Origin of the sequence: Pseudomonas sp. Irchel 3E13 (genome assembly GCF_900187455.1) — a bacterium.
Classification (GTDB): domain Bacteria; phylum Pseudomonadota; class Gammaproteobacteria; order Pseudomonadales; family Pseudomonadaceae; genus Aquipseudomonas.
Genome location: NZ_FYDX01000002.1, coordinates 22,067 through 41,529 on the forward strand (window position 1 = coordinate 22,067; position 19,463 = coordinate 41,529).

The following is a 19,463-nucleotide window of genomic DNA, read 5'->3' on the forward strand; positions in this document are numbered from 1 at the left end:
CCACGGTTCGACTGAACTTTCCCGATGGCACGCCCCTCAACCGGGAACATCACCCGCCATGGATAACGAGGCCCGACCATGAAGACACTGATGATGCTGACCGCCACCGCCAGCCTGCTGTTCGCCCTGCCGAGCTGGGCATGCACGCTGGAAGAAGCCACGGAGAAACGCGAGGAACTGGCCAAGGAAGTGACCCGCCTGACTGAGCAGAACCCGCAGAAGGCCAAGGAAATCAACGAGGAGTTGCAGGGAATGAAGCTGGGCACGGAGGCCAGTGATTTGCCGGACAAATGTCAGTTGATCGACAAGCGGCTGCAGGAATTGCGGGAGGCCGAGAAGAAAACGTGAGGGTGCTGGAAAATTTGAGGGTCTCAGCGCCGGGAAGCCGGCGATGAGACCCTTGAGCCTTACTCCGCCGCAGCAGCCGGCTTGCGCTTCTTCAGCGGCGCCAGGCCATCAGAGCTGGTCAGCGGTGCATTAGGCTTCGGCTTGGCCGTCGGCTTGCGCTTGGCCACGGCTTTCTTGTCGCCCTTCTTGTCGGTCTTTTTCTTCTTCACGCCAACCGCTTTGCCCGACGCCTTGACCTTCTTCGGGCCGGTGTAGGTGCCCTTCACTTCCTTGATGGTGCGACGCTCGAAGGTCTGCTTCAGGTAGCGCTCGATGCTCGACATCAGGTTCCAGTCGCCGTGGCAGATCAGCGACACCGCCAGGCCTTCGGCGCCAGCACGACCGGTACGACCAATACGGTGCACATACTCGTCGCCGCTGCGCGGCATGTCGAAGTTGATCACCAGGTCCAGGCCGTCGACGTCCAGGCCACGGGCAGCCACGTCAGTCGCCACCAGCACCTTGGCGCCGCCGGTCTTGAAGCGTTCGATGGCCAGCTTGCGGTCTTTCTGGTCCTTGTCGCCGTGCAGCACGAACGCCTTCATGTCCTTGGCCACGAGGTGACCGTAGATGCGGTCGGCCATGACCCGGGTGTTGGTGAAGATAATCGCCTTCTGGTACGTCTCGTTTTCCAGCAACCACTGAGCGATCTGCTCTTTGTGCTGGTTGTGGTCGGCGGTGATGATCTGCTGGCGGGTGCCTTCGTTGAGCTGGCTGACACTGTTGAGCATCAGGTGCTCAGGGTTCTTCAGCACCTTGCTGATCATGTCGCGCAGACCGGCGCCACCCGTGGTGGCGGAGAACAGCAGGGTCTGTTGACGGTTCGGGCACTCGCCGCACAGGCGCTCGACGTCTTCCGAGAAGCCCATGTCCAGCATGCGGTCGGCTTCGTCGAGGATCACCACCTGCACGTGTTTCAGGTCCAGGTTGCCGGCGTTCAGTTGCTCCAGCAGACGGCCCGGGGTGCCGATCAGGATGTCAGGCACCTTGCGCAGCATCGCGGCCTGTTCCTTGAAGTCCTCGCCACCGGTGATCATCCCGGCCTTGACGAAGGTGAACTGGGAGAAACGTTCCACTTCCTTCAGGGTCTGCTGGGCCAGCTCGCGGGTCGGCAGCAGGATCAGTGCGCGGATCTCGACGCGTTTCTGGTTCAGGTCGACCAGACGGTTGAGCAGCGGCAGGACGAATGCGGCGGTCTTGCCACTACCGGTTTTCGCCGTGACCCGCAGGTCGCGCCCTTGCAGCGCCAAGGGAATGGCGGCCGCCTGCACAGGGGTAGGCTCGACAAAGTTCAGTGCGGCCACGGCTTTGAGCAGGCGTTCGTGCAGGGCGAATTGGGAAAACACGGATGTAACCTCGGGCATGAGCGGAAATTCAGCCACATAGGGTAACGTTTTCCGGCGCCCGAGCCGAATTTCTTTTTGCCGCAGGCCCGGTACATTCGTTCTAATTGGCACTTCTTTTAAAAGGTTACGGAGAATTTCCGCAGCGCATGGCTATTCAACAGTTCTGGCAAAACGCCCTCGACCTCTGGGGCACCCTCGACCAACAACCGCTGCTGCACGCCGCGCTCGGCCTGGCGGTGCTGCTGGTCATCGCCCTGGTGCTGGGGCGGGTGGCGCGGTTTCTCATCCTCCACGCGATCAAGCTGCTGAGCCGCCAATCGGCGCTGCTCTGGCTTGGCGACCTGCTGCAAAACAAGGTGTTCCACCGCCTGGCGCAGATGACACCGTCACTGGTGGTGCAATTCGGCCTGAAGCTGGTGCCGGAACTCAGCGCCACCAGCCAGCATTTCCTCGGCAACGTGGCGCTGGCCTTCACCATCCTGTTCCTGGTGCTCGCCCTGAGCGCCCTGCTCGATGCCCTGCTGGACATCTACGCCCGCACCGAACACGCCCGCACCCGCTCGATCAAAGGCTACGTGCAACTGGCGAAGATGGTGCTCTACGTGTTCGGCACGATCATCATCGTCGCCACCTTGATCGACCGCTCGCCGCTGTTGCTGCTGTCGGGCCTGGGTGCGATGTCGGCTGTGATCCTGTTGGTCTACAAGGACACCCTGCTGTCGTTCGTCGCCAGCGTGCAGTTGACCAGCAACGACATGCTGCGGGTCGGCGACTGGATCGAAATGCCCCAGGTCGGCGCCGACGGCGACGTGGTGGACATCACCCTGCACACCGTGAAGGTGCAGAACTTCGACAAGACCATCGTCTCCATCCCCACCTGGCGCCTGATGAGCGAGTCGTTCAAGAACTGGCGCGGCATGCAGCAATCGGGCGGGCGGCGGATCAAGCGCAGCCTGTTCATCGATGCCGGCGGCGTGCGCTTCGTCACCGCCGAGGAAGAGCGGCGCATGGGCGAAGTGCGCCTGCTGACCGACTACATGGCACGCAAGCGCAGCGAGCTGCATAGCTGGAACGAGGCCCAGGGCCAGGTGGCGGAACTGTCGGCCAACCGCCGCCGGCTGACCAATATCGGCACCTTCCGCGCCTTCGCCCTGGCGTACTTGAAAAGCCACCCGGACATTCAGCCGAACATGACCTGCATGGTCCGCCAGATGCAGACCACCGCGCAGGGTGTTCCGCTGGAAATCTACTGCTTCACCCGCACCACGGTGTGGGCCGAGTACGAGCGAATCCAGGGCGATATCTTCGATTACCTGTTGGCGGTGCTGCCGGAGTTCGGCCTGAGCCTGTACCAGCAGCCCAGCGGCAACGACCTGCGCGCCGGCCTGCTACCGGCCAGTATTCCCGGCCAGCAGCGGGCGTTGGGTGCCGAGCCGGCTGAGCCACAGTGACGCGAGAATCACCGCCCCGCCGATGAACAACCGTCCCAGCGGCTCGTGCTGATTCCAGATCAGCAGGTTGAGCAGCAACCCCACCGGGACATGCAGGTTGTTCATCACCGCAAGGGTGCCGCCGGAAACCAGGCAAGCGCCCTTGTTCCACCAGTACAACCCGAGCGCCGTCGGGCACAGCCCGAGAAACAGCAGCACCAGCCACTGCACGTCGGTTGTGGGCAAGTGCTGCGTGTTGCCGAACAGCAGGAACGCCGGCAGCACCACCAGCAAGGCACCCAGGTAGAAATAGCCGAAGCGCCGGTAATGCGGCAGGTCGCTGGGGTGGCTCGCGATCAGGTGCTTGTACAGGACCTGGCCGGCGGCGTAGGTGAAGTTGGCCAGTTGCAGCAGCAGGAAACCGATGAAGAAGTCCGGGTTGATGCTGTCGAAGCGGATCACCGCCGCGCCGGCCACCGCCACCAATGCCGCGATCAACGCCCACGGGTTGAAGCGACGGTTCAGCGCGTCTTCGATCAAGGTCACGTGCAGCGGCGTGAGGATAGTGAACAGCAGCACTTCCGGCACTGTCAGCACGCGGAAGCTCAGGTACAGGCAGACATAGGTGATACCGAACTGCAGCGCACCGATCAGCAGCATGGCGCGCATGAAACGCGGCTCCACCTGGCGCCAGCGGGTCAGCGGCAGGAACACCAGCAAAGCCAGCAGGACCCGGGCCAGCACGGCGAAGTAACTGTCGACATGGCCAGCGAGATATTCGCCGATCAGGCTGAAGGAAAACGCCTGGATCAGCGCGACGATCAATAGGTAGTGCATGGCGGCCTCTCGGGGATCAAGGCGGCGACCTTAGCGGGTTGGGGTATCCGGGTGCAATTGTCGGGATTGGTTTGGGCGGTGTGGTCAAGGACCTCATCGCTGCGGTTCGGCCCGAAACGCCCATAAAAAAGCCCGGTCGAGCGCGAGGCAATCGACCGGGCAGCACACCCAAAGGAGCAAAAAGGGGTGTCAGGCAGGGAAAAACAGTTGAATCACGCCACCGCAGCCAGTTGCGCCTTGGCCTGGTTCAGGCCCTTCTCGTGGAAGTCGCCGCCCATGTTCAGGCCTTCGGCGTGAATAAAGGTCACATCGTGGATACCGATGAAGGCCAGCACCTGGCGCAGGTAAGGTTCCTGATGGTCGCTGGAAGCACCGGCGTGGATGCCGCCGCGGGCGGTCAGGACATAGGCGCGCTTGCCGGTCAGCAGGCCTTGCGGGCCGGTTTCGGTGTACTTGAAGGTGATCCCGGCGCGCAGCACATGGTCCAGCCAGGCTTTCAGGGTGCTGGGGATGGCAAAGTTGTACATCGGCGCCGCCAGCACCAGCACGTCGGCGGCCAGTACTTCGTCGGTCAATTCGTTGGAGCGGGCCAGGGCCTGCAGTTCGTCAGCGCTACGCTGGGCTTCGGGCTTCATCCAGCCACCGAGCAGGTTGGCATCTAGGTGCGGCACAGGATTCACCGCCAGGTCGCGCAGGGTGATCGTGTCAGACGGGTTGGCGGCTTGCCACTGGCTGACGAAATCGCGGGTCAGTTGGCGGGACACCGAATCCTGCTGGCGGGCGCTGCTTTCGATGATCAGTACGCGGGACATGAAGGTTGCCTCCATCGGCAAGGTCGCTAAGTCGATGGAGGCAAGATTAATGATTGACCTATCGATAAAAAAGCGTAAAAACTCGGTTAAATCTATCAGTTAATTTGTTTATTGCGCTTTGCAGTCCACCGCGATACGCAGCTTGAGAATCTCGCGGTTGAATTTGACGTTGCTGTCGACGCTCTGTTTCGCCGGCACCTGCACCCGCCGTACACGCGGCGCTTCGGGGCCGTTGCGGAAGGTCAGCTTGCACTGCGCGGCGACGTCGCCGTAGTTGTTCAGGGTGATCGACCCCATGTCGTAAGCGGTGTCATAGGTGGTGGTATCGATCTTGATGCCGCTTTCCAGGTGCTTTTCCACATCAATGGGATAGGCCCCCAGCGCCGTGAGCGGAAGCAAGGCCAGCAAGGCAAGACAACTTTTCTTCATACGGCGCTCTCCACGCAAAGAGCGCAGCTTAGGACAACAGGAGCCGAAGATGAAAGCGCCGCGCGTTACCCTGGATCAGTGGCGGACCCTGCAAGCCGTGGTCGATCACGGCGGCTTCGCCCAGGCCGCCGAAGCCCTGCACCGCTCGCAATCCTCGGTCAGCTACACCGTGGCGCGGATGCAGGACCAACTGGGGGTGCCGCTGCTGCGGATCGACGGGCGCAAGGCGGTGCTCACCGATGCCGGCGGCGTGTTGCTGCGCCGCTCGCGGCAACTGGTCAAGCAGGCCAGCCAACTGGAAGACCTCGCCCACCATATGGAGCAGGGCTGGGAAGCCGAGGTCCGCCTGGTGGTGGACGCCGCCTACCCCAACGCTCGTCTGGTCCGCGCCCTGAGCGCGTTCATGCCGCAAAGCCGCGGCTGTCGGGTGCGTCTGCGCGAAGAAGTGCTGTCCGGCGTCGAGGAGGTGCTGCACGAAGGCATCGCCGACCTGGCCATCAGCAGTTTCAGCATCGCCGGCTATCTCGGCGCCGAGTTGAGCGCGGTGGAGTTCGTCGCCGTCGCTCACCCCGAGCATCCCCTGCACCGCCTGGGCCGGGTGCTCAACTTCCAGGACCTGGAAAGCCAGTTGCAGGTGGTGATCCGCGATTCCGGCCGCTCGCAGCCCCGCGATGTCGGCTGGCTCGGCGCCGAACAGCGCTGGACCGTCGGCAGCCTGGCCACCGCCGCCACCTTCGTCAGCAGCGGCCTGGGCTTCGCCTGGCTGCCGCGCCACCTGATCGAACGCGAGCTGCGCGAAGGCGTGCTCAAGCCATTGCCGCTGGATCAGGGTGGCAGCCGCCATCCACTGTTCTACCTTTACTCCAACAAAGACAAGCCCCTGGGCCCGGCCACGCAGATCCTCATCGAATTGCTGCGCAACTTCGATACCGCGCCGCTGGACGTGCCCTTCGCCGCTCCCGCCCAAGCCTGACAGGTAACGCCCATGGCCTACTTCGAACATGAAGGTTGCACACTGCACTACGAAGAATATGGCCGGGGCGCCCCCCTGGTTCTGCTGCACGGCCTCGGCTCCAGTTGCCAGGACTGGGAATTCCAGGTCCCGGTGCTGGCCGCCGATTACCGCGTGATCCTCCTCGATTTGCGTGGCCACGGCCGTTCCGACAAACCCCGCGAGTCCTACAGCATCGCCGGTTTCAGCGCCGACCTGATGGCCCTGCTGGAACACCTGCACACCGGCCCGGTGCATCTGGTGGGCCTGTCCATGGGCGGCATGGTCGGTTTCCAGTTCGCCGTGGACCACCCCGGCTGGCTGCGCAGCCTGACCATCGTCAACAGCGCGCCGGCAGTGAAAGTGCGCAGCCGCGACGATTACTGGCAGTGGGCCAAGCGCTGGACCCTGGCCCGTGTTCTCAGCCTCAGGACCATCGGCAAGGGCCTCGCCGCGCGGCTGTTCCCCAAACCGGAACAGGCCGAGCTGCGACGCAAGATGACCGAGCGCTGGGCGAAAAACGACAAACGCGCCTACCTCGCCAGTTTCGACGCCATCGTCGGCTGGGGCGTGGAGGAACGCCTGGGGCGGATCGACTGTCCCACCCTGGTCATCAGCGCGGACCACGACTACACCCCGGTGGCGCTCAAGGAGCGTTACGTCGGCCTGATTCCCGGGGCACGACTGGCGGTCATTGCCGATTCACGGCACGCTACGCCGCTGGACCAGCCACACCACTTCAACCAGACCCTGCTGCAGTTTCTCGCTGCGGCGCCAACCACCTCTCAAGGATCATTGAGTTCATGCTGAAGAAAATCCTCATGACCGCCTGCTCGGTCGCCTTTGCCAGCAGCCTGATGGCAGCGGAAAAAAATCCTCATGTGCTGATGGACACCAGCTTCGGCCAGGTCGAAATCGAGCTGAATGCGGAAAAGGCGCCGATCAGCACCAAGAACTTCCTGCAGTACGTCGACAGCGGCTTCTACAACAACACCATCTTCCACCGCGTGATTCCGGGCTTCATGGTCCAGGGCGGCGGCTTCACCGAGCAGATGGTGCAGAAAGACACCAAGGACCCGATCCGCAACGAAGCCAGCAACGGCCTGCACAACACCCGCGGCACGCTATCCATGGCCCGCACCTCCAACCCCAACTCGGCGACCAGCCAGTTCTTCATCAACGTTGTCGACAACGCCATGCTCGATCCCGGCCGCGACGCCGGCTACGCGGTGTTCGGCAAAGTGGTGAAAGGCATGGACGTGGTCGACCTGATCGTCAATTCGCCGACCACCGTCAAAAAAGGCATGCGTGACGTGCCCGCCGATCCGGTGTTCATCAAATCGGCCAAGCGCATCGATTGATCGCCGTGTCACAGGGATGTGACCCGCGGGCGGTGCGCGAGCCCTCAAACAGGAGTGACCTTCTACATGCTGTTCCGTCGTTTCGAGCAGTTGATCGACATCTTCCGCGAGGCGCCCACCGCGGCGCCGCCCACCACGGTCCTGCCCTTCTATCTGTATTACCTGCGTCAGGTCTGGCCGACGTTCGCGGTACTGATGGTGCTGGGGCTGATCGTGGCGCTGATCGAGGTGGCGCTGTTCAGCTACCTGAGCCGGATCATCGACCTCGCCCAGGGCACGCCCAACGTCAATCTGTTCAGTGAACACGCGGGCGAACTGACCTGGATGCTAGTGGTGGCGCTGATCCTCAGGCCGGTATTCGTCGGTCTGCATGACCTGCTGGTGCACCAGGCCATCAGCCCGGGCATGACCAGCATGATCCGCTGGCAAAACCACACCCATGTGCTCAAGCAGAGCCTGAATTTCTTTCAGAGCGACTTCGCCGGGCGCATCGCCCAGCGCATCATGCAGACCGGCAACTCGCTGCGCGATTCGCTGGTGCAGGCCATGGACGCGCTCTGGCATGTATCGATCTACGCCATCAGCTCACTGGTGCTGTTCGCCGAGGCGGACTGGCGGCTGATGATTCCACTGCTGACCTGGATCGCCTGCTACATCGCCGCGCTGTACTACTTCGTGCCGCGGGTGAAAGAGCGCTCAGTGGTGTCCTCCGACGCCCGCTCCAAGCTGATGGGGCGCATCGTCGACGGCTACACCAACATCGCCACCCTCAAATTGTTCGCCCACACCGACTTCGAACAGCAGTACGCCCGCGAAGCGATTCGCGAACAGACCGAAAAGACCCAACTGGCCAGCCGCGTCATCACCAGCATGGACGTGGTCATCACCAGCCTCAACGGCCTGCTGATCGTCAGCACCACGGGCCTGGCCCTGTGGCTCTGGACCCAATCGCTGATCACTGCCGGCGCCATCGCCCTGGCCACCGGTCTGGTGATCCGCATCGTCAACATGAGCGGCTGGATCATGTGGGTGGTCAACGGCATCTTCGAAAACATCGGCATGGTCCAGGACGGTCTGCAGAGCATCTCCCAGCCGGTGAGCATCACCGACCGGCCCGACGCGCCGGCGCTGAAAGTCGAGCGCGGCGCGGTGCGTTTCGAGCACGTCGATTTCCATTACGGCAAGGGCAGCCGGATCATCAGCGACCTCGACCTGGACATCCGCCCCGGCGAGAAGATCGGCCTGATCGGGCCGTCCGGCGCCGGCAAGTCGACCCTGGTCAACCTGCTGCTGCGCCTCTACGACCTCGAAGGCGGGCGCATCCTCATCGATGACCAGGACATCGCCCAGGTCACCCAGTCCAGCCTGCGCGGACAGATCGGCATGATCACCCAGGACACCTCGCTGCTGCACCGCTCGATCCGCGACAACCTGCTGTACGGCAAGCCCGACGCCACCGATGAAGAACTATGGGCCGCAGTACGCGGGGCGCGGGCCGAGGAGTTCATTCCGAGCCTGACCGATGCCCAGGGCCGCACCGGCTTCGATGCCCATGTCGGCGAGCGCGGCGTGAAGCTCTCCGGCGGTCAGCGCCAGCGCATCGCCATTGCCCGCGTGCTGCTGAAGAACGCGCCAATCCTGATCATGGACGAGGCGACCTCGGCGCTGGACTCGGAAGTCGAGGCGGCGATCCAGGAAAGCCTGGAAACCCTGATGGAGGGCAAGACCGTGATCGCCATCGCCCACCGCCTCTCGACCATCGCGCGGATGGATCGTCTGGTGGTCCTGGAAAAAGGCCGCATCGCCGAGATGGGCAGCCATGCCGAGTTGCTGGCGCATCAAGGGCTGTATGCGCGGCTGTGGCATCACCAGACCGGCGGTTTCGTCGGCGTCGATTGACGACCGCCGCGTTCAGCCCTGTCGGTACGGCAAGGCTGAACGGGCTTCCTCGGCGTAAGCCAGCACCCCGACACGTTCCTGACGCAGGAAATCATCCACCGCCGTGCGCAGGCCGGGATGCAGCAGGTAATGCCAGGACCGGGTGATCACCGGCTCGAACCCGCGAATCAGTTTGTGCTCGCCCTGGGCGCCGGCGTCGAAGCGTTGCAGCCCTTCGGCGATGGCGTAGTCCATGCCCTGGTAGAAACAGGTTTCGAAATGCAACCGGTCGAACTCGGCCAGGCAACCCCAGTAGCGGCCATAGAAGCTGTCGCCCGCGACCAGGCTGAACGCCATCGCCACCTCGCGCCCGCCCTGCATCGCCATCACCACCCGAATGGCGTCGGGCATGCGCTCGGCCAGCAGGCTGAAGAAGGCACGGGTCAAATACGGCGCGCGCCGGCGCACTGCGTAGGTATTGGCGTAGCAGGCGAAGACGAAGTCCCACTGCGCCTCGCTCAACTCGGCACCGCAGTACCAGCGGAACTCGATGCCCTGCCCCGCCACCTGTTCGCGCTCCTTGCGCATCTGCTTGCGCTTGCGCGAGCTGAGGGCGTCGAGAAAATCCTGGAAATCCCGGTAACCCTGGTTGCGCCAGTGGAACTGGCAACCGAGGCGCTCCAGCCAGCCGTCGCGGTGGCGCAAGGCGTCGTCGCTGGCATCCTCGGTGAAATTCACATGCAGGCTGGACAGCCCCTGTTCCAGCAACGATTCCTCTACCTCATCGAGCAAACCGGACAGCGCCTCTGGCGGCCCAAGCAGGCGCGACCCGCCCACCGGCGAGAACGGCACGGCGCAAAGCAGCTTCGGGTAATAGCCGATACCGGCCCGCTCGCAGGCATCGGCCCAGCCGTGGTCGAACACGTACTCACCGAAGGAATGGGTTTTGACGTAGGCCGGCATGGCTGCGAGAAGCGCGCCGTCGGCGGCGGTGAGGATGCGATGGGACGGCGTCCAGCCGGTGCGCGGGCTGACACTGCCGCTGTCTTCCAGGCTGGTGAGAAACGCGTGGCGCAGGAACGGCTGGTCACCGGGAACCAGGGCATCCCAGGTGGCGGCGTCGAGATCGGCGAGGTGATTCAGGGTCAGGATCGGCATGGAGTGGAGTGTGCCGGGTTGGCGGGCAGAAAAGAAGATTCTCTGTTGAGTATCAGGGGCTTGATCGTCGAGCAAAAAAAAGCCCCACCGAAGTGGGGCTGAAATTTAACGGATGAAGGAGCGTTGCTGCTTAGAACACGTACTGCGCGCGAACTACGAAGCCGTCACCATCGTCGTCGCCATTGGCGTTCTGGGCGTTGTCGACCTTGGCCTTGACGTAGGTGCCGCTCAGCTTGATCGACTCGTTGGCGTACCAGTTCAGACCCAGGTTGTGCACCTTGGCTTCGATGTCGCTGACGTTGGCGAAGGCGCCGTTGTCGTCATCGACGCTCAGGTGGTCGTAGCGGTAGAACAGTTCCCAGGCACCGATCTGCTTGTTCGAAGGCTTGATGCTGTCGAACTTGCCGAGTTTGTAGGCACGGGCTTCGCCGGTCAGGGTGTAGGCAACCTGAGCGTAGTAACCGTCAGCCTTGATGTCCTGGTAAGCGGCAGCGTCAGCTTCGACCTTACGCTTGATGTATTCGCCCTGTACCGAGAAAGGACCGGTAGCGAAGGCAGCTTCCAGACCCAGTGCGCGGTCGGTGTCGTAGGCACCGGCAGGGGTGTTGTTGGCGCCGCCGAGGGTCAGGCGGTTGCCGTTGGTGCCGGCATCCTGGCCACCGTCGGTGCTCACGCCACGCATGCCCAGACGGCTGCGGATACGGCCGTCGAACGAGGTGTCGGACAAGTCGCGCTGGGCCAGGTTGACGCCGAAGTGCAGAACGTTGCCGCTATCGTGCATCGGGGCGAAGACAGCGCGCAGGTTGAACTGCTTGGTGCTGTCGCCGTCTTTGTCGGCGTTGGTGGCGTCTTTGGCGAATACGCCGAAGGAGCCGTACAGCGAGTCGCCGGCGTTGCCCGACGCCTGGATGCCCAGGCCGCCGTTGTGGCCGTTGGTCCAGTCAACCAGATCGTACGCGGCGTTACGCTCAGGCGCGGTCACCCACTTGGAACTGGTGGCTTTTTCCAGGCCGAACTCAGGGTCGAAACGACCGATCTTGATCGAGACCGGCTTGAAGCCGTTGTAGGCCAGCGAGGCTTCGTCGAAGTAACCATCTTCGGAACGGTTGTCGCCGCCGGAGTTGTGCGAGAAGTCGTAGTTGATCTGGTAAGCCCAGTCGGTGTAGAGCACACCGCCCAGTTCCAGGTAGGCGCGGCGGAAGTAGCCGGCGTCAGCGGTGTTACCGTTGTTGGTGTAGAAACCGTCGAAGCGGCTGTAGTCCGCCTGGATGCGACCGCCCAGCTTGAAGCTGAATTCCTTGTCAGTGGTAGCGACTTCGAGGCCGCCTTTGGTCTTGACTACGATATCGGCGCCGTCGGTGGTCACGGTACCCGCGAAAGCCTGGGCGGTAACGGCCATTGCCAATGCGCTGGCTGCGAAACCTGCGAAGTGCTTACGGATCATCGATGAAGCTCCCCTAACGTTTATGGTCTTGATTACGTTGAAAAAACACGCGGCTTAGGCCACTTGTGCTGGGGAGGAATCTTGGCGGGGGGTTATTTCAGATCAGTGGCTTTTATATAAATGTTTTGTGACAGGGGAACTTTTTTACTTCGAATAGGCATATGCAAAAGGCCCGGTTTCCGGGGCTTTGCGAGCCATTAAAGGCACTTTGCCTTCATCGCATGAAGATTACACCAGGATAAAAAACGCCCGATCCGGTAACCCGGATCGAGCGTTTTTGGTCTTTCGGCCTCGCGGCGGATCAGCGCTTGCGCAGAATCACGCTGCCGATCGAGTAACCCGCACCGAACGAGCTGAGCACGCCCAGCGCACCCTTGGGCAGGTCGTCCTGGTGGGTGTGCAGGGAAATCACCGAGCCGGCCGAGCTGGTGTTGGCGTAGCGGTCGAGGATCACCGGTGCCTCTTCTTCCAGCGCATCACGGCCCAGGAGTTTCTTCACGATCAGGTGGTTCATGCTCAGGTTGGCCTGGTGCAGCCAGAAGCGCTTGACGTCACTGACGTTGAGGTTGTTTTCCGAAAGGTGCTGGCCGATCAGCTCGGCGACCATCGGGCAAACCTCGCGGAACACCTTGCGGCCTTCCTGGACGAACAGCTTGTCCGGCGCACCGACGCCCTCTTCCGCGGCACGGTTGAGGAAGCCGAAGTTGTTGCGGATGTTGTTGGAGAACTGGGTCAGCAGCTTGGTGCTGACGATGTCGAACTGGTGCTCGGAGGTCGCCAGGTCGGCGCGCTCCACCAGCACAGCAGTGGCGGCGTCGCCGAAGATGAAGTGGCTGTCGCGGTCACGGAAGTTCAGGTGGCCGGTGCAGATTTCCGGGCTGATCACCAGCACCGAGCGGGCCTGGCCCAATTGCACGCTGTTGCTCGCGGCCTGGATGCCGAAGGTGGCCGAGGAACAGGCGACGTTCATGTCGAAGCCAAAGCCCTTGATGCCCAGCGCTTGCTGAATTTCGATGGCGACGGCCGGATAAGGGCGCTGCAGGTTGGAACAGGCAACGATCACCGCATCGACATCGGCGGCAGTCCGGCCCGCGCGGGCCAGGGCCTGTTCGGCGGCGGCCACGCCCATCTGGCAGAGGATCGACTGTTCGTCGTTACTGCGCTCGGGCAAGCGCGGCCTCATGCGTTGCGGGTCGAGGATGCCGTCCTTGTCCATGACGTAACGGCTCTTGATCCCCGAAGCCTTCTCGATGAAGGCGGCGCTGGACTCGGCCAGGGCCTCGACTTCACCGCGGGCGATGGCTTCGGCGTTGTCGGCGTTGAACTGCGTGACGTAGGCGTTGAAAGAGTCCACCAGCTCTTCGTTGGAAATGCTGTTGGCCGGGGTGTACAGGCCAGTGCCGCTGATGACGACGTTATGCACGGTCGATCCTCTGTTCGGGGCCATTGCCAGCCGGGCAACGGCCTGTTCGGTTCGGCGAGCTGGCACCAAGGTGCCAACTCGTACAGGCAATGACCCCGACGCCAGGGGCATTACGCAGTGTTGGGTTGTCGGCCACCCCGTCGGAACAGCGCCGGGGCGGCGGGAAATGCCGCCAAGTGTGCCACAACTGCGCCGGGTTGGCCTCTGTCAGACGACAACCCGGAACAGTGTCGGAAGCGTCGTCAGGCGTCCACCTGACTCCACTGTTTGGCCAGGCGCTTATCGGAAATCGGCACCTTGGTCCCCAGTTGCTGAGCGAACAGCGAGACGCGGTATTCCTCCAGCCACCAGCGGTACAACTGCAACTGCTCGTCGCGCTTGCCTTCCTGGGCATGCTTGTCGGCGCGGGCCTTGTACTGCGCCCAGCAGTTGCTCAGTTCGCCGCTCCACACCCGGTCCCGCTGCACTTGCGAGCCCAGTTTCTCCAGACGCAGTTCCACCGCCTTCAGGTAGCGCGGCAGTTCCTTGAGCCACACCCCCGGGGTTTCCCGGACGAAGCCCGGATAGACCAGATTGGCCAGTTGCTGCTTGATGTCGTTGAGCGCCACGGCCTGGGCCAGGTCGATCTTGCCTTTGAAGCGCTTCTGCAAACCGTGCCAGAGCTTGAGGATATCCAGCACCAGCCGCGCCAGCCGCTCGGCGTGCTCGCTCCAGTCACCGCGCTTGCGCTCGGCCAGCGAGGCCAGCGCGGCGCCGTCGCGGGGCAAGGTGCTTTCGCCTTCCAGCACGCAACTGTCGAGGCTGGCCAGCAGGATGTCCTCGACCAGCGATTCGACCCGGCCCAGCTCGCGGTAGAGCAGGCCCAGTTCGGTCAACCCCGGCAGCTTGCCGCGCAGGAACTTGGCCGGCTCGGCCAGTTGCTGCAACAGCAGGCGCTGCAAGGCGCGGCGGTGCTGGAACGTGGCTTCGGCCTGGGTCGAGAAACGCCCTTCCTTGACCGTGCCGCCCTCCTCCACCAGCGCCGGATAGACCGTCATCGACAGCCCGGCGATCTTCTGTTGCGCGGTCTGTTCGACCTTGCTGAAGACCTTGGCTTCCACCGGTTTCTGAGTCTTTTCCGACTGCGGCACGGCCAGCGCAGCCTGGCTGGCGGCGGCGAAACGCGCGGTCAGCTCGGCCAGGTCGCGGCCTTCGCCAAGGAACTTGCCCTCGCCATCGACCACTTCCAGGTTCATCTTCAGGTGGTTTTCCACCTGCTCCGCCGCCTCGGCCCAAGCCTCGTCGCTGACCCGCGCGCCGGTCATGCGCAGCAGCTCGCGGCCCAGCGCCTGGGGCAGCGAGCCCTCGGCGAAGGTCATGCGCGACAGCGCCGCCTTGACGAAGTCCGGCACCGGCACGAAGTTCTTGCGCAGCGCCTTGGGCAGGTTGCGCACCAGGGCGATGCACTTGGCTTCCAGCAGCCCCGGCACCAGCCATTCCAGGCGCTCGCCCGGCAGGCTCGGCAACAGTGGCGCCGGCACCCGCACGGTGACGCCGTCGCGTGGATGGTTGGGTTCGAAGTGATAACTCAGCGCCAGGCTCAGATCGCCCAGGCGCAAGGTGTCGGGGTACTGCGCGGCAGTGACTTCGCTGGCCTCGCGGGCCAGCACGTCTTCGGCACGCATGATCAGCAACTGCGGGTCTTTCTGGCTGTTGACCTTGTACCAGCTGTCGAAGGTGGCGGTCTGGTGGATCTCCGCCGGCAGCCGCGCTTCGTAGAAGGCGTAGAGGGTTTCTTCGTCGGCGAGAATGTCGCGGCGGCGGGCCTTGGCTTCCAGTTCGTCCAGCTCTTCCAGCAGGCGTTTGTTGGCCGCCAGGCACTTGGCCCGGGAGTTGATCTCGCCGCCCACCAGGCCTTCGCGGATAAACAGCTCGCGAGACATCTGCGGATCGATCGGCCCGAAGTGCACCGCACGCCGGCCCACCACGATCAGCCCGTAAAGAGTGACCTGCTCAAACGCCACCACCTGCCCGCGCTTTTTCTCCCAGTGCGGTTCGAAGTGGTTTTTCTTCAGCAGGTGGCCGGCCAGCGGTTCGATCCAGTCGGAATCGATCTTCGCCACCATGCGCGCATACAGCTTGGTGGTTTCCACCAGTTCGGCGGTCATCAGCCACTGCGGACGCTTCTTGCCGATGCCCGAAGACGGATGAATCCAGAAGCGCCGCTGGCGCGCACCGAGGTAGTCGCCTTCCTCGGCCTTGTGGCCGATCTGGCTGAGCAAGCCGGAGAGGATCGCCTTGTGCAGCCGCGGAAAGTCCGCCGGCTCCTTGTTGATGCTCAGTTGCAGGTCGCGGCAGATCAGCGCGAGCTGGCGATGGGCATCGCGCCATTCACGCAGGCGCAGGTAATTGAGGAAATTCTTGCGGCACCAGTTGCGCAGCGGGCTGGCGGTCAGCGCCTGGCGCTGCTCTTCGAAGCCACGCCAGAGATTGACCAGCCCGGCGAAGTCGGAATCCGCGTCTTTCCACTGCGCGTGGGCCTGGTCGGCGGCCTGTTGGCGTTCCGGCGGCCGCTCGCGCGGGTCCTGCACCGACAGCGCACTGGCGACGATCAAGACTTCCTGCAGGCTGCCCTGCTTGGCGCCTTCCAGCAGCATCCGGCCCAGCCGCGGGTCCACCGGCAACCGCGCCAATTGGCGGCCCAGCGGCGTGAGCTGGTTCTCGCGGTTGACCGCCGAGAGCTCCTGCAACAGGTTGAAGCCGTCGCTGATGGCCTTGCCATCCGGCGGCTCGATGAACGGGAACGCGTCGATCTCGCCGAGGCGCAGGTGCAGCATCTGCAGGATCACCGCGGCGAGGTTGGTGCGCAGGATTTCAGGATCGGTGAAAGCCGGCCGCGCGTTGAAATCCTCTTCGCTGTACAGGCGCACACAAATGCCCGGCTCGACCCGGCCGCAACGGCCCTTGCGCTGGTTGGCGCTGGCCTGGGAAACGGCCTCGATCGGCAGGCGCTGGACCTTGGCGCGGTAGCTGTAGCGGCTGATGCGCGCGGTGCCGCTGTCGATCACATAACGGATACCCGGCACCGTCAGCGAGGTTTCCGCGACGTTGGTCGCCAGCACCACGCGACGCCCCGGATGGGACTGGAAAATGCGCTGCTGCTCGGCCGGCGACAGCCGCGCATACAACGGCAAAATCTCGGTGTGGCGCAACTGCGCCTTGCGCAGCATCTCGGCGGCGTCGCGAATCTCGCGCTCGCCGGGCAGGAACACCAGCACGTCGCCCGGGCCTTTGCCGACACTGCGCTCATGGGCGGCGATTTCATCGAGAGTGGCGAGGATCGCCTGGTCCACCGTCAGGTCGTCCTCGACGCGGTTGCCCTCCTCGTCCTGCTCGCTGGTCAGCGGGCGATACCAGGTGTCCACCGGGTAGGTGCGGCCGGACACTTCGATGATCGGCGCGTCGTTGAAGTGCTTGGAGAAGCGCTCCAGGTCGATGGTCGCCGAGGTAATGATGACTTTCAGGTCGGGACGGCGCGGCAACAGGGTTTTCAGGTAGCCCAGCAGGAAGTCGATGTTCAGGCTGCGTTCGTGGGCTTCGTCGACGATGATCGTGTCGTAGCGTTCGAGGAAGCGGTCGTGCTGGGTTTCGACCAGGAGGATGCCGTCGGTCATCAGCTTGACCAGAGTATTGGCGTCGCTCTGGTCTTCGAAACGCACCTGGTAACCGACCAGCGCGCCCAGCGGCGTGCCCATTTCCTCGGCGACCCGGGCGGCGACGCTGCGCGCCGCGATACGGCGCGGCTGGGTATGGGCGATCTGGCCGAACTGGCCACGGCCCAGCTCCAGGCAGATCTTCGGCAACTGGGTGGTTTTGCCCGAGCCGGTCTCGCCGGCAATGATCACCACCTGGTTTTCCGCCACCAGCTTCTTGATTTCGTCGCGCTTGGCGGCAATCGGCAGGCTGTCGTCGTAGCGGATCCGCGGGATGCTGGCCTGGCGTGCGGCGGCCTGGTCGCAGGAGGCCTGGACCTTCGCAGCCCACTGGGCAAGCTTTGCCTCGTCCGGGCGCTTGCGCAGCTCGTGCAATTGCCGGCGCAGGCGATGGCGCTCGGCGATCATGGCGTGGTCGATATTTTTCAACAGTTGCCCGATGGCGGCGTTCTGGTCAGTCATGAGGTCTTTCGAGGGGCAGGTGGGCCCTGCCTGGACTTATCGGCTTTGGTTGGGCGGCGATTGTCGCAGATTTGCCCCGCCTCGGCACGGCCTGCGGGGCCGGCGGGATTGTTTAGCCATGGCTTGACTGAAGGTATACAAACGCCAATTTAATGAACCTTCGACGGCGTGGGAGTATCGCTGCATGACTTCACCCGCCGCCGTGCCCCGTCCCAACCAGGCCCCTTCGTTCCCGAAGGTGCGGGCCCGCCGTGGTGAAAACCCGCTGTTCAATGTGATCCTCGCCTTCTGGGCGCTGTGGCACTGCCGCCACGCCCGCCCGCCAGACACCACGCTCTCCTGACCGATTCCTCGGCCGCGCCCGTGCGCCGGCCTTTCCGTCGATGACCGCCCGCCGTTGCGCGGCCGGTCCTGTGCGCTGCCATGGCGCAAGCGAGAGCACCCATGCACTTTGCCCCTGTAGAACAGGCCCGGGCATTCCTGGCCGCCAACCCCGATATCGAGATGTTCGAGCTGTTTATCCTCGACGCCAATGGCGTGCCTCGCGGCAAGCTGCTGCACCGCGAGGAACTGCTGGCGGTCTACGAAAGCGGGCGGCCGCTGCCCAGCACCATCCTCGGCCTGACCCTGCACGGCGAAGATGTGGAAAACTCCGGGCTGGTCTGGGATGTCGGCGATATCGACTGCCGCGCCTATCCGCTGGAAGGCAGCCTGGTGCGCCTGCCGTGGCGGCAGATTCCCACGGCGGCGGTGCAGGTCAGCATGCACCCGAGCGAGGGCCTGCCGGCGACCATCGCCGATCCTCGCCACGTGTTGGTGCGGGTGGTCGACGCGCTCAAGGCCGAGGGTTATCACCCGGTGATGGCCTGCGAACTGGAGTTCTACCTGCTCGACCAGAAGCGCGACCACCAAGGCCGACCGCAACCGGCGCTGGACGCCGACGGTGGGCGACCGCGAAGCACGCAGGTCTATGGCCTGCGTGAACTGGAACAGATCGAACCCTTCCTCGCTGACCTCTACGCCGCCTGCAAGGCCCAGGGCATTCCGGCTCGCACCGCGATTTCGGAATACGCCCCCGGCCAGGTGGAAATCACCCTGGAACACGGCGATGCCCTGCTGGCGATGGACCAGGCGGTGCGCTACAAGCGGCTGGTCAAGGGGGTGGCGCACAAGCACGGCATGCAGGCCTGTTTCATGGCCAAGCCGTTCGACCACCTGGCCGGCACCGGCATGCACCTGCATGTGAGCCTGGCCGATGCCGACGGCAATAACCTGTTCGCCAGCGAAGACCCGGCCGGCACCCCGCTGTTGCGCCAGGCCGTGGGCGGCATGCTCGATGCGCTGCTCGATTCGCTGCTGCTGTTCTGCCCCAACGCCAACTCCTACCGCCGCTTCCAGGCCAACAGCTATGCGCCGCTGGCGCCGACCTGGGGCATCGACAACCGCACCGTGAGCCTGCGTGTGCCCGGCGGCCCGGCGCCGACCCGGCATATCGAACACCGCATCTGCGGCGCCGACGCCAACCCTTATCTGGCCGCCGCCGCCCTGCTCGGCGCGGTCCATCACGGCCTGCGCTTGCAGCTCGACCCCGGCGCGCCGGTGGAAGGCAACGGCTACGCCCAGGCCACCGAACTGCTGCCCACCGACTGGCTCAGCTCGCTCACCGCGCTGGAACGCTCGGCCTGGGCCCGCGACACCCTGGGCGCCGAGTTCCTCGGCGTGTACCTGGCGGTCAAGCGCGCGGAGTACCGCCAGTTCATGGCCGAAGTCGGCGAACAAGACTGGCGCTGGTACCTGACCCAGGCCTGAACCG

At 63.9% G+C, this 19,463-nt stretch carries 16 protein-coding genes; 8 read left to right on the forward strand and 8 right to left on the reverse strand.

The annotated features are described in order from the left end of the window. Positions 1-78: 78 nt before the first annotated feature. On the forward strand, positions 79-348 hold the full coding sequence (locus CKW37_RS02465) for a hypothetical protein (RefSeq protein ID WP_095153863.1): 270 nt from the start codon (positions 79-81) through the stop codon (positions 346-348). A gap of 59 nt (positions 349-407) precedes the next feature. On the opposite strand, the gene CKW37_RS02470 is transcribed toward CKW37_RS02465, so the two are convergent. Then, positions 408-1,733, reverse strand: coding sequence for a DEAD/DEAH box helicase (locus tag CKW37_RS02470; protein ID WP_095154328.1), 1,326 nt, complete (start codon positions 1,731-1,733; stop codon positions 408-410). A 146-nt stretch (positions 1,734-1,879) separates the two neighbouring features. On the opposite strand from CKW37_RS02470, the gene CKW37_RS02475 reads away from it, so the two are divergent. Further along, the gene (locus CKW37_RS02475) at positions 1,880-3,184 is read left to right on the forward strand and encodes a mechanosensitive ion channel family protein (protein ID WP_095153864.1); all 1,305 of its coding nucleotides are present in this window, start codon (positions 1,880-1,882) and stop codon (positions 3,182-3,184) included. On the opposite strand, the gene CKW37_RS02480 is transcribed toward CKW37_RS02475, so the two are convergent. The 3 genes from CKW37_RS02480 to CKW37_RS02490 all read right to left on the reverse strand — a co-directional run bounded on the left by CKW37_RS02480 (position 3,122) and on the right by CKW37_RS02490 (position 5,241). Continuing rightward, a complete protein-coding gene (locus CKW37_RS02480; RefSeq protein WP_095153865.1) occupies positions 3,122-4,000 on the reverse strand; it encodes a carboxylate/amino acid/amine transporter in 879 nt (292 codons plus the stop codon). The two genes, CKW37_RS02475 and CKW37_RS02480, sit on opposite strands and share 63 nt — an antisense overlap. A 212-nt stretch (positions 4,001-4,212) precedes the next feature. Next, on the reverse strand, positions 4,213-4,812 hold the full coding sequence (locus tag CKW37_RS02485) for an FMN-dependent NADH-azoreductase (protein ID WP_095153866.1): 600 nt from the start codon (positions 4,810-4,812) through the stop codon (positions 4,213-4,215). A 108-nt stretch (positions 4,813-4,920) separates the two neighbouring features. Next, positions 4,921-5,241, reverse strand: a complete 321-nt coding sequence (locus CKW37_RS02490; RefSeq protein WP_095153867.1) for a 3-phosphoglycerate kinase — start codon at positions 5,239-5,241, stop codon at positions 4,921-4,923. Positions 5,242-5,290: 49 nt separating this feature from the next. Here CKW37_RS02490 and CKW37_RS02495 point away from each other — a divergent pair, with 49 nt between their 5' ends. The 4 genes from CKW37_RS02495 (at position 5,291) to CKW37_RS02510 (ending at position 9,492) form a co-directional block, all read left to right on the forward strand. Continuing rightward, entirely contained in the window at positions 5,291-6,214 is a 924-nt protein-coding gene (locus CKW37_RS02495; protein WP_095153868.1) for a LysR family transcriptional regulator, read from the forward strand. A gap of 12 nt (positions 6,215-6,226) precedes the next feature. Next, complete coding sequence (locus tag CKW37_RS02500) at positions 6,227-7,042, forward strand: alpha/beta fold hydrolase (RefSeq protein ID WP_095153869.1); 816 nt, start codon at positions 6,227-6,229, stop codon at positions 7,040-7,042. Further along, positions 7,036-7,593 carry a peptidylprolyl isomerase gene (locus CKW37_RS02505; RefSeq protein ID WP_095153870.1) on the forward strand — a complete coding sequence of 186 codons (558 nt, stop codon included), beginning with the start codon at positions 7,036-7,038 and terminating at the stop codon, positions 7,591-7,593. The genes CKW37_RS02500 and CKW37_RS02505 overlap by 7 nt, the downstream gene beginning before the upstream one ends. A gap of 66 nt (positions 7,594-7,659) precedes the next feature. Next, positions 7,660-9,492 (forward strand): ABC transporter ATP-binding protein, encoded by a 1,833-nt coding sequence (locus tag CKW37_RS02510; RefSeq protein WP_095153871.1) that lies wholly within the window; start codon positions 7,660-7,662, stop codon positions 9,490-9,492. 12 nt (positions 9,493-9,504) lie between these two features. Here the strand turns inward: CKW37_RS02510 and CKW37_RS02515 are convergent, their stop codons facing one another. The 4 genes from CKW37_RS02515 to hrpA form a co-directional block, all read right to left on the reverse strand. Beyond that, a complete protein-coding gene (locus CKW37_RS02515; protein ID WP_095153872.1) occupies positions 9,505-10,629 on the reverse strand; it encodes a GNAT family N-acetyltransferase in 1,125 nt (374 codons plus the stop codon). Between the two features lie 130 nt (positions 10,630-10,759). Then, the gene (locus tag CKW37_RS02520) at positions 10,760-12,073 is read right to left on the reverse strand and encodes an OprO/OprP family phosphate-selective porin (RefSeq protein WP_095153873.1); all 1,314 of its coding nucleotides are present in this window, start codon (positions 12,071-12,073) and stop codon (positions 10,760-10,762) included. A 301-nt stretch (positions 12,074-12,374) separates the two neighbouring features. Continuing rightward, positions 12,375-13,496, reverse strand: coding sequence for a beta-ketoacyl-ACP synthase III (locus CKW37_RS02525; protein WP_095153874.1), 1,122 nt, complete (start codon positions 13,494-13,496; stop codon positions 12,375-12,377). A gap of 242 nt (positions 13,497-13,738) precedes the next feature. Then, positions 13,739-17,650, reverse strand: coding sequence for an ATP-dependent RNA helicase HrpA (hrpA, locus tag CKW37_RS02530; protein WP_095153875.1), 3,912 nt, complete (start codon positions 17,648-17,650; stop codon positions 13,739-13,741). Between the two features lie 184 nt (positions 17,651-17,834). On the opposite strand from hrpA, the gene CKW37_RS32920 reads away from it, so the two are divergent. Beyond that, on the forward strand, positions 17,835-17,993 hold the full coding sequence (locus CKW37_RS32920) for a hypothetical protein (protein WP_177454392.1): 159 nt from the start codon (positions 17,835-17,837) through the stop codon (positions 17,991-17,993). A gap of 101 nt (positions 17,994-18,094) precedes the next feature. Continuing rightward, positions 18,095-19,459: a glutamine synthetase family protein gene (locus CKW37_RS02535; RefSeq protein ID WP_095153876.1), complete on the forward strand. Its 1,365-nt coding sequence runs from the start codon at positions 18,095-18,097 to the stop codon at positions 19,457-19,459. Positions 19,460-19,463 lie beyond the last annotated feature (4 nt).

Coding starts and splice junctions, on each gene's coding strand:
- CKW37_RS02465 (WP_095153863.1), top strand. CDS start 79: ATGAAGACACTGATGATGCTGACCGCCACCGCCAGCCTGCTGTTCGCC.
- CKW37_RS02475 (WP_095153864.1), top strand. CDS start 1,880: ATGGCTATTCAACAGTTCTGGCAAAACGCCCTCGACCTCTGGGGCACC.
- CKW37_RS02480 (WP_095153865.1), bottom strand. CDS start 4,000: ATGCACTACCTATTGATCGTCGCGCTGATCCAGGCGTTTTCCTTCAGC.
- CKW37_RS02485 (WP_095153866.1), bottom strand. CDS start 4,812: ATGTCCCGCGTACTGATCATCGAAAGCAGCGCCCGCCAGCAGGATTCG.
- CKW37_RS02490 (WP_095153867.1), bottom strand. CDS start 5,241: ATGAAGAAAAGTTGTCTTGCCTTGCTGGCCTTGCTTCCGCTCACGGCG.
- CKW37_RS02495 (WP_095153868.1), top strand. CDS start 5,291: ATGAAAGCGCCGCGCGTTACCCTGGATCAGTGGCGGACCCTGCAAGCC.
- CKW37_RS02500 (WP_095153869.1), top strand. CDS start 6,227: ATGGCCTACTTCGAACATGAAGGTTGCACACTGCACTACGAAGAATAT.
- CKW37_RS02505 (WP_095153870.1), top strand. CDS start 7,036: ATGCTGAAGAAAATCCTCATGACCGCCTGCTCGGTCGCCTTTGCCAGC.
- CKW37_RS02510 (WP_095153871.1), top strand. CDS start 7,660: ATGCTGTTCCGTCGTTTCGAGCAGTTGATCGACATCTTCCGCGAGGCG.
- CKW37_RS02515 (WP_095153872.1), bottom strand. CDS start 10,629: ATGCCGATCCTGACCCTGAATCACCTCGCCGATCTCGACGCCGCCACC.
- CKW37_RS02520 (WP_095153873.1), bottom strand. CDS start 12,073: ATGATCCGTAAGCACTTCGCAGGTTTCGCAGCCAGCGCATTGGCAATG.
- hrpA (WP_095153875.1), bottom strand. CDS start 17,650: ATGACTGACCAGAACGCCGCCATCGGGCAACTGTTGAAAAATATCGAC.
- CKW37_RS32920 (WP_177454392.1), top strand. CDS start 17,835: ATGACTTCACCCGCCGCCGTGCCCCGTCCCAACCAGGCCCCTTCGTTC.
- CKW37_RS02535 (WP_095153876.1), top strand. CDS start 18,095: ATGCACTTTGCCCCTGTAGAACAGGCCCGGGCATTCCTGGCCGCCAAC.